The organism is Rhizobium sp. KNZ2-6A, assembly GCF_056755475.1.
The window spans coordinates 79,083-92,638 of record NZ_JBNDIC010000018.1; the positions used below are offsets into that span (position 1 = coordinate 79,083).

The following is a 13,556-nucleotide window of genomic DNA, read 5'->3' on the forward strand; positions in this document are numbered from 1 at the left end:
TCAATGCTCCTTTTCGACAATAATGGCGACGGGGCCGCCGCCAGGCGGTCCCTGATGTTCGGCGCCGCCGGAGACGAAGAGATCGGTGATGCCGAAAAAGCCGGCAAGCACTCCGCCGACGAAGGCGCGGGCATGGCGCGTGCCAGAAATATCGGAATCGTCCAGCATGGTGTGGCGTTTGCCACCCACCTTGCCGGAGGGGTCAGGTTCGGCTTTGGCGAGGACAGCGGCGAGGTGCCCGTTTGCCGGCAGACGCCCGCGCGCCTCGCGGATTGAGGTCGTATCAATAGCGTCACGCATCACCGCGTGGTCGATCGCCAGCGGCCCGGACCATTTGTCGCTCATGCCCAGTACGATGATTTCATGGTCGGTCAGTTCGACGCCGGCAGAAGTGGAAGCACAGCGCGAGAAAAGTTCATAACGGCTGCATATATCGGTGTCATTTATCGTTTCCGCGCTGATCTCGCCAAGCGCGACGGCTGCACCGAGTGCCGAGGCGCCGCGTGACAGGCCCATCGACTTTAGCGTGTCGCGGGTAGCAAGGGTCTTGCCTTCCGCTTCCAATCCGGCAATGCGATTGAGCGTAAGAAGTGGGCATTTGATCTGGACGAAATGCACGTCACCGGGGTCGTCAATACCTGCGTCGCGCATTGCCTCGCGGACGCCTTCAGCGACGAGTAGCATCTGTTCGCGTCGCCCAAGATGTTCTGGCGGCAGCGAAGGCGTACGTGCAACGCCGATCGCCAGCGCACGCTCGGCAGGCGCTTGCACTACCGCCCGGGCGAACACCGTCCAGTGCGGCGACAGCGCGCCCTCCGTCCCGCCCGACATAACAAGCGAGACGCCCTCGACGCCGTGCTTTTGAAAGAGTGTCTCGAAGCTGCGGGTTGCATAGCCGCGAGAGAAATCGTTGACGCAGCCGTTTCCCTCCGTCTTACCAAGCACGGCCACCACATTTTTTGCCGATAGGCCGCTGGCAAAAAGCGCCTCAACGCCGGAGATGTCGTCCGGTCCGTCGGCGGCTACACGAAAGATTTGCGCGCGCAGCGAGGGCATCAGGGCAGGGCCTCGATCAGCGCCTTGGAATTGGAAACGGAGCCGAAAACACCGCCCTGCATTTTCACCATCTTGATGGCGGCGAGGTGGTTGCCGTAATCGGTCGCGCCGCAACAGTCTTCGAGCAACAGACATTCGAAGCCGCGGTCGTTCGCCTCGCGCATGGTGGTGGAGACGCAGACGTCGGTCGTAATTCCGGCCAGGATGATGTTTTCGATGCGCTTCTGGTTGAGGATCAGCTCAAGGTCGGTCGCGCAGAAAGAGCCTTTGCCCGGCTTGTCGATAATCGACTCGCCTTCGATCGGATAGAGTTCGGGAATGATGTCCCAACCGGGTTCTCCGCGCACGAGAATACGGCCGCAGGGACCGCTGTCGCCGATGCCGGCGCCGATGCGCTGCGAGCGCCATCGCTTGTTGGCCGGCAGGTCGGCGAGATCCGGCCGATGGCCTTCCCGCGTGTGGAGGATATGATAGCCCCTGGCGCGCATGGCGGATAACACGGACTTGATCGGCGCGATCGGCGCCTGGACTAGAGACAGGTCGTAACCCATGTGGTCCACGTAGCCGCCTTTACCGCAGAAATCCGTCTGCATGTCGATGATAATGAGCGCGGTGTTGTCCGGCCGAAGATCGCCGTTATAGGGCCAGGGATAGGGATCGGCATCGATGTGGCTCAGCGACTGGCCGGCCAATTCCGCTTTGGGAAGGCTGTTCATGGCGGATCTCCTATTTGGTCAACGAAAGCGCGCTGGGCGCGCCCACAAGCGAGCGGGTCGACGATGACGTGGCGATAAGGATGACGAGTGTCAGCGCGTAAGGGGCGGCATAAAAGAGGTAGTAACCTTCGGTGACGCCGACCGATTGCAGAGCAGGACCAAGGGCGCCTGCGCCACCGAAAAGCAGAGCTGCCAGGAAGCAGCCGATCGGGTTCCAGCGCGCGAAGATAACGAGAGCAACCGCCATCAGGCCCTGACCGGATGAGATGCGCTCGTTCCAGGAGCCGGGATAGTAGAGCGACAGATAGGCGCCGCCGACCGCCGCAAGCGAGCCACCGACGGCGGTTGCGATCAGGCGGACGCGATCGGGGTGAATGCCCATGGCGCGGGCCGCGTCGGTGCTGTCGCCGACGACGCGGAGGATGAGGCCGATCCTGGTATTCCGGAAGGCCCACCAGAGCAGGATCGCGAGCGCGATGCCAATCAGAAAAAGAGCGTTGACATCGAGCGCGGCCCGCACGGGTGCAAGCGTCGACCAGAAGCCGAAGGGGATGGAGGGAAGGTGGGGTGCTGCCGGCTGAATGAAGGGCTTGCCGAGGAAGAAGGCAAGGCCGAGCCCGAATTGCATCATGGCGATGCCGATTGCGATATCATTCACCTTCGGCCATTTGCAGATCCAGCCGTGCACGGCGCCGAAGACGGCACCCGTTGCCATGGCGGCGAGAACACCGAGCCACGGGGAACTCGTCATGACATCGATGGCGTAAGCGGTCATGGCGCCGAATACCAGCGTGCCTTCGAGGCCGAGGTTGATGCGGCCGGAGCGCTCGGTGATGGTCTCGCCGAGGCTGACGAAAATGAAAGGCGTCGAAACCCGTATCGCGCCGGCCAGGATTGCAAGCGGGACACCCCAGATGCCGATGGTTGCGTCTTCCATCATGCTTCTCCCATTTTGAGGCCCCTGGTGTTCCAGAGATCGGGGTTGAAAATTCTGAACCGGCCGTAGAAGGTCTCGCAAAACAGGATGACGATGAAGAGGGTGCCCTGCAGAACGAGGACCGTTGCATCGGGCAGGCCCATGCGCCGCTGGATCAGTCCGCCAGCGGCATCGACGCCGCCGAGAAAGAAGGCGACGGGAATGATCGCCAGCGGATTGTGGCGCGCCAAGAAGGCGACGAGGATGCCGGTATAGCCGTAGCCAGCGGCGAGCGAGGCATTGGCACTGCCCTGGACGGCGGCGACCTCGACCATGCCGGCGAGACCCGCGAAACCGCCTGCGATCGCCGTCAGCCCGCCGATCAGCTTGCCGACCGGCAGACCCTGGATCTGGGCGGCGCGCACATTGCCGCCGGCGATGCGCGCCGCAAAGCCGAAGCTCGTCATTTCGATCAGCACCCATGAGAGGATGCAGGCGACAATTCCGATCACCAATCCCCAATGCACGTCCATGCCGGGAATGTTGCCGAGCATATAGTCCGCGGGAAGCGGCTTGGTCGAAGGCTTGTTCAGGCTGGCGGGATCGCGCAGCGGTCCTTCGACGAACTGGTTCATCAGGGCGATGGCGATATAGGCGAGCAAAAGCGAGGAAATGGTCTCGTTGACGCCGCGATAATGACGCAGCAGACCCGCGAGACTGATCCAGATACCGCCGACGACAAAGCCGGCTACGGCCATCAGGATCAAAACGACGAGGACCGGCGCCGTGCCGACGAGCGGCAGGGCGATCGCAGCCGCCGCGACGCCACCAAGAACGACGGCACCCTCGCCGCCGATGATGACCAGCCCAAGGCGGGCCGGCAGTGCGACGCAGAGTGCGGTCAGAAGCAGCGGCGAGGCGCGGCTCAGGCTGTTCTGGATGGAAAACCAGCTGCCGAAGCCGCCAGTATACATCAGCTGATAGAGCACGACCGGCGACTTGCCGAGCGCGAGAAGGAAGAGGGAGAAAAGCGTCAGGCCGGCGAGAATGCCGCCAAACGTGATGACGACAGGTTCGGCGCGCCGCGCCAGCCATTCCAGGACAGGGCGCAGCGATGTCCGCCTCGCGGTGGAAAGAGAGATTGCCGGATCATCGACCTTGACCGTCATGATGCTTCCCTCCCCTTGGGATCAGGCCGTGGACCCCACCACGCCTCCGACCAGGTAATCCATGCTTTCCAGCTCGATCGCGCCCTCGGCGTAGGTCTTGCCGCCATCGATGACCTGCTTGCCCTTGTTGTCCTTCAGCGGACCCTTGAAGACGGAGAAACCGCCGGCCATCATTTCGGCCTTCGTCGCCTCGAACTTCTTGCGGGCCTCGTCGGAAACTCCAGGACCAAGCGTGCTCATCTTGACGAAGCCGTCCTTCAGGCCGCCGCGAACAAAGTTCGGCAGGGCTTTGCCGGCCTGCGCTTGGCTGATGAAATTGCCGTAGACATTGCCCCAGGCCCATTCGGCGCCGGTCAGGTATTTTTCCGGTGCAAGCGGGCTCTGATTGGCGTGGTAGCCACAGACAAACGCGCCGCGGCCGGCGGCTGTTTGCACGACGACCTTGGGGCTGTCGACGTGGCAGGTGATGACGTCGGCGCCCTGGTCGACGAGCGCGTTGGTTGCCTCCGCCTCCTTGACGGCAAGCGACCACTCGCCGGTGAAGATCACTTGGCAGGTGATAGTTGGATCTACCGAGCGGGCGCCGAGCAGGAAGGCATTGATGTTCTGAAGGACCTGAGGGATAGGCTTTGCCGCGACGAAACCTATCTTCTTGCTTTTCGTCGCGTAGCCCGCCGCAATGCCGTTCAGATACTGGCCCTGGAAGATGTAGCCGAAGTAGGAGCCCGTATTCAGCGGGTGCTTGCCCTTCTGCCAGAGCCCGCCACAGTGGCGAAACTGGATGTCGGGGTATTTTGCAGCCATGGCCAGCATGTGCGGATCGAAATAGCCGAAGGACGTCGGGAAAAGCAGCTTGGCACCGTCGAGATTGATCATCGATTCCATGGTCTTTTGTACGTTGACCGTCTCTGGAACGTTTTCTTCCTCGACAACGGTGACGCCCGGCAGCGCCTTGATGGCGGCAGCGCCTTCCGCATGCGCCTGGTTATAGCCGTAATCATCCTTGGGACCGACATAGATGAAGCCGACGGTCAGTGCCGCCTGTGCGGAGGCACGAGTTGCCAAAAGCCCGGGCGCAAGGCCGACAAACATGCCGGCGGCGGATGTCTGAAGGAAATTGCGACGGTTCATTGAAAGGAGTTTGGTCATCACGATGCTCCTTGCGGCGAGGGGGGCCGGTTAGTGTGGGTGCATAAAAGTGTATGCAATAGCTATGCCAGACGATAGTTTATTGATTTTATTAGATTAAATATATTGCTACTGACATTTTTCTAGAAAGTGCATACAATTTAATTTCCATTCAGCTTAAAATATAAGCGAAGCCTATAAATAGAGCATAATGCGCGACCACAACATGCGGCCTTCTAAAATATTCCTGAGGCCAAAGAGTTTTCTGTGCTTGAAATCAATATGTTAAATCGAAGTTTGACTTTAGTTCCCAGGAAAGGCATCTGTATACAGAAGGCGAAAAGGCAGAATCAGTGTTGGGACAAGTCAGGCGCAGACAGGTCGTCCGGGCAGGAAAGACCGTCGAACAGATGGTACGGGCGATTGCCGATATGATCGTGACCGGGCAAATTGTGCCGGGCGAAAAGCTTGACGAAATATCGCTTGCGACACGTTTCGACGTATCACGCACACCCGTGCGCGAGGCGCTGCGCGAGCTGGGAGCAATGGGTCTTGTCGATCGAGAACCGAACCGTAGCGCGGTCGTTACCAACGTCACCGGAAGCTATCTGCACTCGATGTTTGAGGCGATGGCGGAGCTCGAGGGGATATGCGCGCGGCTTTCGGCAGAGCGCATGACTGTGGATGAGCGGCGTCTGCTGGAAATTGAGCATCGGGCTTCAGCCCGGCTCGTTCACAAAGGAGCGGACGAGGATTATGCCGCCTACAACGTCGAATTCCACACTCGGCTTTATCGAGGTGCGCACAATGAGCATATTTGTGAACTCGTGACGCAGAGCCGCGCGCGGCTTGCGCCTTTTCGTCGAGCGCAGTTCCGGCTGCCGGGCCGGTTGACGAGATCTTATGCCGAGCATGAAGAGATCGTGACGGCCATCATGCGGGCCGACGGGATGGCCGCGGCGCAGGCAGCCTATGCGCATGTCGAAATTGTGAGCGGCGTCAGCGCCATCTTTGCTAGCGCAGATGACAAATAACACTGCCTGCGGCCTTACGGTGGATTGGCCAAATTCTTTTTTGAATTCAAGAGCGAGAATGTCTGACGGATCCGGGATACGGTTCTTCGTCGTCAGTGGAAAGACTTTCGTCAATAGATCAATGCGTTACCGTGCTTCGGAACAATTGGATGCGAAGGTTGGCGATCCAAATCTCATCAAGGCGACAGAGGTAGCATCCTATCTTGCGAGCTATCCTCTCGACCGTTATACTGTTTTTGAAAAACAGTATAACGCCGGAGTCGAGCTTATGAAGCCCATCGACCTCATGTATCAGACGATGCTCGCCGAGCTAGGTCAACGCTCGCTTGACGCCGCTTGGACCGCCGATTTCCCTCCGGAGGGTCGGTTCACCCCGGCGAACATCAAGGGGCGCAAGTACTGGTATTTCGACATCCCGGATGGACATGGTGGTACAAAACGTCGTTACGTCGGTTCCGCTGAAGATCCGGTTGTCGCGCAGCGCGTAGCTGATCATAAGCGGGACAAGGACGATCTACGTGCTCGCAGGCGTTTGGCAAATACCCTGACCCGGGAAGGCGGTATGATCGCCCCTGACGCTATGTCGGGCGACATCGTCGAGGCTCTTGCCGATGGTGGTCTCTTTCGGCTCCGGGGTATTCTCATCGGCACAGTGGCCTTTCAGTGCTATTCAGGACTGCTGGGCGTCCGCCTTCCCATGGCTGCGATCCTGACCGGCGATGCGGACATCGCCCAGGACTATGCCATCAGTCGGGAGGTTGAAGATAGTCTGCCTCCGATCCTTGAGCTGCTGCAGGGCGTCGACGCCAGTTTCCGGCCAGTTCCACATCGATCGGGATCCGCGGCCTCGTCGGCGTTTCAGAATGCCGACGGCTACAAGGTTGAGTTCCTGACGTCGAACCGTGGTTCGGATGATTATATCGACCAGCCGGCGAAAATGCCCACCCTTGGCGGCGCCAGCGCGGATCCACTGCGCTTTCTCGACTTCCTCATAAGGGAACCCGTAAGGACCATGATGCTCCACCGAAGCGGTGTCCCAGTCGTCGTCCCTGATCCCTCCCGGTATGCGGTCCACAAGCTCATCGTCGCCAGCCGCCGAAACACTGACGGGCAAGGGCCGGCGAAGCGAGAGAAGGACCTTCGTCAAGCTGCGCTGCTCTTTGAAGCCCTGGAGCAGACAAGGCGATCTGCCGATTTGGCGCTCGTCTACAACGAAGCATGGGAGCGCGGGCCCGCATGGCAAGAAGGTATTCGAACCGGGGCGGGAATGCTGCCGGCACAGGATGCCGAGCGGCTCAACATGGTCCTGATCGAAGGCGCAAAAAGAAACCGCGAAGAAATTGAACTTCCGTTTGGAGGATAGACCGTCTTCCGCTTCGAAAGCCAAGCAGTTGATTATGCTTTGAAGTCGCAAAGACCCAAATATGGTGCCGAGAGTTCGAATCCGCTCAAGAGTGTAAAACGGCGAACGGCAGTGGACAGCTATCCCTTTATTCCCGCCGAAAGCATGATGGCGCCGGTGATTTGCCTTTGGAAGAGAAGGTAGAGAATAGCGACCGGCAAACCTGCCAATACCGCTGCAGCCATGTCTTTGGCGAAACGTACACCGAAGACGTCCTTAACCTGAGTGATACCAACGGGAATGGTGATTGTCGCATCCGACGTCGCCACTAGGAAAGGCCATAGGAAATTGTTCCATGCCGCGATAAATGTGGTGATGCCGAGCGCAGTGATAACACCCCAGTTCATCGGCACATAGATCTTCCAGAGCGTTCTCAAGTGCCCGGCATTATCGAGCATTGCCGCCTCGCGGAATTCCTTTGGGATCTGGTCGAAGAATTGCTTGAGGATAATGATGACCGATGGCACCACCAGCTGCGGCAGTACGATGCCGCCCCAGCTGTTGATGAGCCCGAACGTGTTCATCAGCACGAAATGGTTGATGATGAGCGCCTCGGCCGGCACCATCACCGAGGCGATCAGCGCCCCATAGATCACGCGGCGTCCAGGAAACTGGATTTGGCTGAGCGCATAGGCGCAGCAGAGGCTCATCGCAAGCACCAGAACCGCGACAATCGCCGAGGTACCGACCGAGTTTATATACCATTGGACGATGCTCGATCGCTCGATCACGTAGCGATAGGGCTCGAGCGTCGGTGCCTTCGGGAAGAGCCCGGGCGTGCGGCTGACCACTTCGGTGTCCGATTTGATCGACGTCATGACCGCCCAGTAGAGCGGAAAGAACCAGATGAGAGCGCCGAACGCCGTCAGGGCGGTCAGTGCGTGCCCGCTCCAGCCTCGGGAGGCGACATGGCTCTTTGCCGCGGTCAGGTCCGTTTGCGCCTTTGTGGTGAGAACACTCATCTTTCACCTCGCGCCCGCAGGAATTGATATTGGAGGACCGAGGCGATGAGAATGATGACGAACAGGATGGTCGCGACAGCCGCACCCTCGCCACCCTTGTTCTGCTTGAAGGCGAGATCGTAGATGACCGTCATGACTACGGCCTGCGCATCCGCCGGCGTATGGGCGAAATAGCCGAGCAGATAGGGCTGCGCGAAGATCTTGAACTGCGCAATTAGCTGCAGCGTCAGCACCAGCGCTGTGACCGGCCAGATGAGCGGCCATGTTATTCTCGTAAACACCCGCCAGCGCTTGGCGTTGTCGAGCGCGGCCGCTTCGTAGACGTCGGGCGAGATGCTGCGCAGTGCCGCGAGGAACAGAAGGATGTTGAAGCCGATCGTCCACCAGATCGTGACGATCGCGACGGAGGGCATGAAATAGGTTGGCGAACGCAGCACCGGAAGCGGCCGCCCGCCGGTAAACAGTCCGATAACAGTCTGGATTACGCCGTATTGCATGTTTGCGATCCAGGTCCAGATCTGCGTCACCACCGACACCGGCAGTATCGAGGGCAGGAAAAAGCAGGCGAGCACCAGCATCTGCATGCGTCCGCTTAAGCGGTTGATCCCCATGGCGATGAAAAGCGCGAGAAACGTGCCGGGGACAACGGTCAGGGCGATGAAATAGAGCGTATTCAGAAGTGCCTTCTGGAACTGGGGTGAGGAGAGCTGGCGCGCATAATTGTCGAGGCCAACCCATTCGCCGGGGCCGATCAGCGGCGCATTGGTCAGGCTCATCGCCACCATCCGCCATGTTGGATAGGCGAAGATCACCAGAAACGCGATGACCGCCGGTGCGACCAGCAGCGCTGCAACCACATTATCCTGCTTCCTGCTGCTGACGGCGGCCATCCCATCACCTCTCGTTCGTGCAGCCCCGAGACCGGGAGGAGTCCCGGAGCTGTAGAAGAAAACGTCACTGAGTGTTCATGTGATCGCGAAACTTCTCGAGCGTTTCCTTCACATCGCCTTCGCCGTTCAGCGGCCCTGACGCCATGTTCTGCCAATCGTCGTCGAATTTCGATGCTGCACCCGTCAGCCGCGTCTTCGGCATATAGAAGGCATTGAGCGCCATGGCGGCGTAGTCCGCCTGTGGCTTGAGTGCCTTGTAGGCGGCCGACGTGCTGACCGGCAGATAGGCCGGGATATGGCCGGCGGCGGCCCATTCCAGCGAGTTGACATTCATCCATCGGATGACCTCGAGAACCGCGGCGCGTTTTTCCGGGGTCATAGGCTTGCCGACATTGTTGGGGATCACGAAGGAATGAGAGTCCGACCAATTGGCGGGTTTGCCCATCCAGGCCGGAATGTTGACCATGCCGTAATCGAAGCCGTTGCCCTTGGCGACTTCGGTTTCCATGGTCGGCAGTTCCCAATTGCCGTTCAGGAAGAACGCGGATTGTCCGGCGAGAAAAGTGGGAGTGATGGTTTCGGTGTCGATATAGGGCTGCGCCCAGCCCTGCTTCACCCAATCGGCGACTTCATTGTAGGCTTTTTCCATCTTGTCGAAATTGTCGCCCTGCAGGAACTTGCCGTCGGCTGTCAGTTGGCCGCCCTGCTGGCCAAACAGGGTGTAGATATCGCGCAGATCGCCGTTGGATGAGGAGATGACGACGCCGTTCTTGCCGGCGTCCTTGGCCTTGGCCAGCACCGCGCGCCAGCCTTCGAGCGTGTCGATGCCGGTCGGCTTACCGTCGTTGCCCAATGCGCCGAGCTCTTTCAGTACAGTCTTGTTGTAGTAGAGCACTTCTCCGTGCACGTCGAAGGGGACGGCATAGCGGACATTATCGACCGTCGAGGCGGCGATTGCGTTCGGCGGATAGTCGCTATCCTTCAGGCCGACGGCCTCGAGCTCCTTCGGATCGATCGGCGAGATGGTCTTGGCCGCGACTGCGCCTGCCAGGCGAGACAGGTGGTAGGTGGCAATGTCAGGCCCCTGGCCGACGGCGGCGGATGTCTGCAGCTTTGTGTAGTAGGGGATACCCCATTCGAGCGTCGTGCCCGTGATCTGGATCTTGTCCTTGTGCTCATCGTTGAAACGCTGGATCAGCGCCTTCATGCGGACGCCGTCACCTCCGGACAGAAAGTCCCACCAGACGACATTTTCGACCGCGAATGCCGGAAAGGCAGTCATCAAGGCTAACGCCGCAATCGATGTTCTCAACAGGTTACGCATTTCTCTCCTCCAGGCTGTTTTGTTTTCCTCCCAGCCGCCCATTGGCGGGTGGCCCTTATGCTCTGCACCGCGGCGAACGAGCCGCGTGATATCTCGTGCCGGTCTATCCGGCTGCCGTCTCGATGATGCAGTCAAGCAAGGTCGCCGCCACCGGATCGACGCCTGCCGCCTCGCGCATCAGGCCGAAGGTCGTGGCGACGATGCGGCCGGCGCCAACCCGCCGTTCGGCAATGGTTGCGCATGGCTTGTGGATCCAGCCCACCATCGTGCCGGCATGGACCAGACCGTCGAAATGGATCGGCCGGAAGCCGGTGATGACGCGGTTTGGATTAACGCCGACGAAAGAGAGATCGGTCAACGGGCCGCCTGGTATGCGCTCGAATTTTCCCGAACGCTTCACCCAGCTGAAGCCGGTGACCCAATTGCCTTTCCAGATGGTGCCGTTGCGTTCGGTGACGCGCATCTGCGGCATGGATTGCCCACGATCGCCCCCGGTCGGGTAGTTCCAGTTCGGTTGATCGTTGCGCAGATTGCCGAATGGCAGCGGCGCCACATCGGCAAGCGACACATAATGGGCGCCGTGCTCCATGGCGTTGATATCGGACTGGCTGAGGGAAGACGCAACCCGCACATCCGCCTTGACGGCCTCGACAACCTTATAGCCAAGCGCAGTCAGATAGTGCGCGATCTCGGGTTCGGCCGAGAAGACTGAAAGGGATGGCTTGGAGCGGCTGCCATAGACGCTGACCTCGAGGCTGTTGCGCGCAATCTCCTTGCCGCCCGCGGTGATCGTAAACTGGACACTGACCTGCCTGCCGGCCATGGCCGCGGCAAAGGGCAGAGAAAGTGCCGGCAGATGATGCACCGACGTCGCGTTTATGGTTGGGATTGCCATCTTTCCGGCCGCCGCACCATCGATGCTCCAGCTTAGTTCGGCTGTAGGGATCGCCTTGCCGCCGGTCGAGATTTCGAGCGCCACGCTCGCTGTATCGCCTGCCCAGGCTGCATAATGCTGCATGCGCGGGATGATGACGACATCGGTATTAATTTCGTGGAAGCGGTGGTGATAGGCGCGCGTATTGCGCTGCATGTCCATCAGGCCATTGGCTTCCCAGTGCAGATCGGTCAGCTCGGTGATGACGTAACCCTGGATGGAGGCATGGCGGCGCATCTCCTCGATTTCGAACTTGAGGGCATTGAACTGATGCCATTGAGTGTCCTGGATGAAGGAGCCGAAGGACGGAAAGACCTTGTCGAACTGATAGGTGCGGAAGCGCTGTTCGACACCATGCGGATAGGTCGCACCGTCGCTGTCCCACTCCAGGCCGTTGATGAACCAGAAGGGCTCCTTGCCGTCCTGTTTCAGCTTGTCGGGATGCGGAAGACCCCAGACACCGAACTCGGAGACGACCAGCGGCTCGTCGCCGCGCCGCTTCGCATCGCCGTTCGGCGAATAGGACCAGTCGGGCCGCTTGGCGAAGGCCGATACCCAGTCAGTCCATTCGCGCGCCATTTCGGGAACCGAGGCGTAATAATGGTAGTCGTCGATATCAGAGACGACATGGAAATTCGGGATGCAGGCGGAGTTGTCGACGACCGGCCGCGCCGGATCCTTCTTCTTTAGCCAGTGATAGGCGTTTTCCAGCCAGGCTCGCTGGTCCGCGCTTTCGACAAGGCGCGTCCCCCAATCCTCGTTGATGATGGTCCAGATCACGATGGAGGGGTGGTTGCCGTCGCGGCGCAGGATGCCTTCCATCGTGTCGAGCAGACGTTTGGCCGACTTCTCGGTGAAGGTCTGAATGTTGGGGATTTCCGACCAGACCAGCAGGCCAAACCGATCGGCGACATCATAGTAGCGCGGATCGGGAACCTTGATGTGGCAGCGCAGGAGGTTGAGGCCGAGCTCCTTCGCCTTGCGCGCTTGATCTTCCAGGAACTCCAGCGACGGCGGCGTGTAGATGCCCTCGGGATAATAATCCTGGTCGAGTGCGCCGCGCATGTAGAACGGCCGCCCGTTCAGGAAGAACTTTCCATCTCTCGCCTCGAAGGTGCGAAAGCCGAAATTCTGCTCGGCGGCATCGATAACGGCGTCACCCTCGGACAGCTCGGCAACGGCCCGATAAAGCGCGGGATCATCGAGCGACCACGCCTCCACATTGGCGACTTTAAGCGCGACCGAAGCGCGGGCCTCCTTGTTGAGCGGAAGTTCGGCCGAAGCTGCGACTGAACCGTTGCGGTCCAGAAGTGTGATCTTCAAGGCGCCGGCAAAGGCCGCGGCCAGCTCTACATCGATGGCGACGTCGCCCGTGGCGAGATCGGCGCCGATGGTCTGGTGGGTGATATGGGCCTCGTTGCGGCATTCGAGCCAGACCGATTGCCAGATACCACCCAGCATTCCATACCAGCTCTGCTTGCCGTGCGGGATCTCGTCGAACGGAAAATCCGGGAAGGCCCGGGCATCGGCGCTCGGCAGCGTAACCTTCACATCCAGACGCAATTCGCCGGCAAGCAGATCGGCGGGAATGACAAATTCAAACGGCAGATAGCCGCCTTCATGAGAGCCGAGCGCGTGGCCGTTGACTGACACTTCGGCAAAATAATTCACGGCACCGAAATGCACGATGACCTGACGGCCGAGCCACTCCTGTGGCACGTTGAAGCCACGGGAATAGGTTGCCACGCCAGCTGTCGCCCGCAGATCCGGAAAATGCGCTTGCCAGGGTGCGGGCACGGCAATCGTCGTCGGCGCTTTTCCTTCCAGCTGAAAGTCCCAGGTTCCGTCGAGAGACAGGCGCGCACGCGGCCCGGAACGGGTGTCGGCGAAACGGCGGGAAGCGATGGTCATAGCCGCAAGCTTTCTGGTTTGAATAAGTCACAAAATAAGTTACAAGTAAGTTTCGTAACTTATAAGCATAACTTCCGCAAGGGCCGCAGCTTCACATTGTCCGTCAGATTTTCT

Annotated in this window: 11 protein-coding genes; 2 read left to right on the forward strand and 9 right to left on the reverse strand. The window is 59.8% G+C overall.

Features of this window, described 5'->3' with window-relative positions:
• The 5 genes from atzD to ACPYOP_RS14820 are packed head-to-tail and all read right to left on the reverse strand — an operon-like array spanning position 1 to position 5,006.
• Positions 1 to 1,056, reverse strand: a complete 1,056-nt coding sequence (gene atzD, locus ACPYOP_RS14800) for a cyanuric acid amidohydrolase (protein ID WP_481411119.1) — start codon at positions 1,054 to 1,056, stop codon at positions 1 to 3.
• Complete coding sequence (biuH, locus tag ACPYOP_RS14805) at positions 1,056 to 1,772, reverse strand: biuret amidohydrolase (RefSeq protein WP_481411120.1); 717 nt, start codon at positions 1,770 to 1,772, stop codon at positions 1,056 to 1,058. The genes atzD and biuH overlap by 1 nt, the downstream gene beginning before the upstream one ends.
• 10 nt (positions 1,773 to 1,782) lie before the next feature.
• Complete coding sequence (locus tag ACPYOP_RS14810) at positions 1,783 to 2,709, reverse strand: ABC transporter permease (protein ID WP_481411121.1); 927 nt, start codon at positions 2,707 to 2,709, stop codon at positions 1,783 to 1,785.
• Positions 2,709 to 3,857 (reverse strand): ABC transporter permease, encoded by a 1,149-nt coding sequence (locus ACPYOP_RS14815; RefSeq protein WP_481411122.1) that lies wholly within the window; start codon positions 3,855 to 3,857, stop codon positions 2,709 to 2,711. The genes ACPYOP_RS14810 and ACPYOP_RS14815 overlap by 1 nt, the downstream gene beginning before the upstream one ends.
• Before the next feature lie 21 nt (positions 3,858 to 3,878).
• Positions 3,879 to 5,006 carry a BMP family ABC transporter substrate-binding protein gene (locus ACPYOP_RS14820; RefSeq protein WP_481411123.1) on the reverse strand — a complete coding sequence of 376 codons (1,128 nt, stop codon included), beginning with the start codon at positions 5,004 to 5,006 and terminating at the stop codon, positions 3,879 to 3,881.
• Positions 5,007 to 5,395: 389 nt separating this feature from the next.
• Between ACPYOP_RS14820 and ACPYOP_RS14825 the strand changes: the two genes are divergently transcribed.
• Positions 5,396 to 6,019: a GntR family transcriptional regulator gene (locus ACPYOP_RS14825; protein ID WP_481411124.1), complete on the forward strand. Its 624-nt coding sequence runs from the start codon at positions 5,396 to 5,398 to the stop codon at positions 6,017 to 6,019.
• Between the two features lie 268 nt (positions 6,020 to 6,287).
• Positions 6,288 to 7,382: a nucleotidyltransferase family protein gene (locus ACPYOP_RS14830; RefSeq protein WP_481411149.1), complete on the forward strand. Its 1,095-nt coding sequence runs from the start codon at positions 6,288 to 6,290 to the stop codon at positions 7,380 to 7,382.
• A 119-nt stretch (positions 7,383 to 7,501) separates the two neighbouring features.
• Here ACPYOP_RS14830 and ACPYOP_RS14835 read toward each other — a convergent pair whose 3' ends face one another.
• The 4 genes from ACPYOP_RS14835 to ACPYOP_RS14850 all read right to left on the reverse strand — a co-directional run bounded on the left by ACPYOP_RS14835 (position 7,502) and on the right by ACPYOP_RS14850 (position 13,442).
• Entirely contained in the window at positions 7,502 to 8,239 is a 738-nt protein-coding gene (locus tag ACPYOP_RS14835; RefSeq protein WP_481411150.1) for a carbohydrate ABC transporter permease, read from the reverse strand.
• A gap of 140 nt (positions 8,240 to 8,379) precedes the next feature.
• On the reverse strand, positions 8,380 to 9,273 hold the full coding sequence (locus ACPYOP_RS14840; RefSeq protein ID WP_481411125.1) for a carbohydrate ABC transporter permease: 894 nt from the start codon (positions 9,271 to 9,273) through the stop codon (positions 8,380 to 8,382).
• Between the two features lie 64 nt (positions 9,274 to 9,337).
• Positions 9,338 to 10,597: an extracellular solute-binding protein gene (locus ACPYOP_RS14845; RefSeq protein WP_481411126.1), complete on the reverse strand. Its 1,260-nt coding sequence runs from the start codon at positions 10,595 to 10,597 to the stop codon at positions 9,338 to 9,340.
• Positions 10,598 to 10,700: 103 nt separating this feature from the next.
• Positions 10,701 to 13,442, reverse strand: a complete 2,742-nt coding sequence (locus ACPYOP_RS14850) for a glycoside hydrolase family 2 protein (RefSeq protein ID WP_481411127.1) — start codon at positions 13,440 to 13,442, stop codon at positions 10,701 to 10,703.
• Positions 13,443 to 13,556: the final 114 nt, after the last annotated feature.

Coding starts and splice junctions, on each gene's coding strand:
- ACPYOP_RS14825 (WP_481411124.1), top strand. CDS start 5,396: ATGGTACGGGCGATTGCCGATATGATCGTGACCGGGCAAATTGTGCCG.
- ACPYOP_RS14820 (WP_481411123.1), bottom strand. CDS start 5,006: ATGACCAAACTCCTTTCAATGAACCGTCGCAATTTCCTTCAGACATCC.
- biuH (WP_481411120.1), bottom strand. CDS start 1,772: ATGAACAGCCTTCCCAAAGCGGAATTGGCCGGCCAGTCGCTGAGCCAC.
- ACPYOP_RS14840 (WP_481411125.1), bottom strand. CDS start 9,273: ATGGCCGCCGTCAGCAGCAGGAAGCAGGATAATGTGGTTGCAGCGCTG.
- ACPYOP_RS14845 (WP_481411126.1), bottom strand. CDS start 10,597: ATGCGTAACCTGTTGAGAACATCGATTGCGGCGTTAGCCTTGATGACT.
- ACPYOP_RS14830 (WP_481411149.1), top strand. CDS start 6,288: ATGAAGCCCATCGACCTCATGTATCAGACGATGCTCGCCGAGCTAGGT.
- ACPYOP_RS14835 (WP_481411150.1), bottom strand. CDS start 8,239: ATGACGTCGATCAAATCGGACACCGAAGTGGTCAGCCGCACGCCCGGG.
- ACPYOP_RS14810 (WP_481411121.1), bottom strand. CDS start 2,709: ATGGAAGACGCAACCATCGGCATCTGGGGTGTCCCGCTTGCAATCCTG.
- ACPYOP_RS14850 (WP_481411127.1), bottom strand. CDS start 13,442: ATGACCATCGCTTCCCGCCGTTTCGCCGACACCCGTTCCGGGCCGCGT.
- ACPYOP_RS14815 (WP_481411122.1), bottom strand. CDS start 3,857: ATGACGGTCAAGGTCGATGATCCGGCAATCTCTCTTTCCACCGCGAGG.
- atzD (WP_481411119.1), bottom strand. CDS start 1,056: ATGCCCTCGCTGCGCGCGCAAATCTTTCGTGTAGCCGCCGACGGACCG.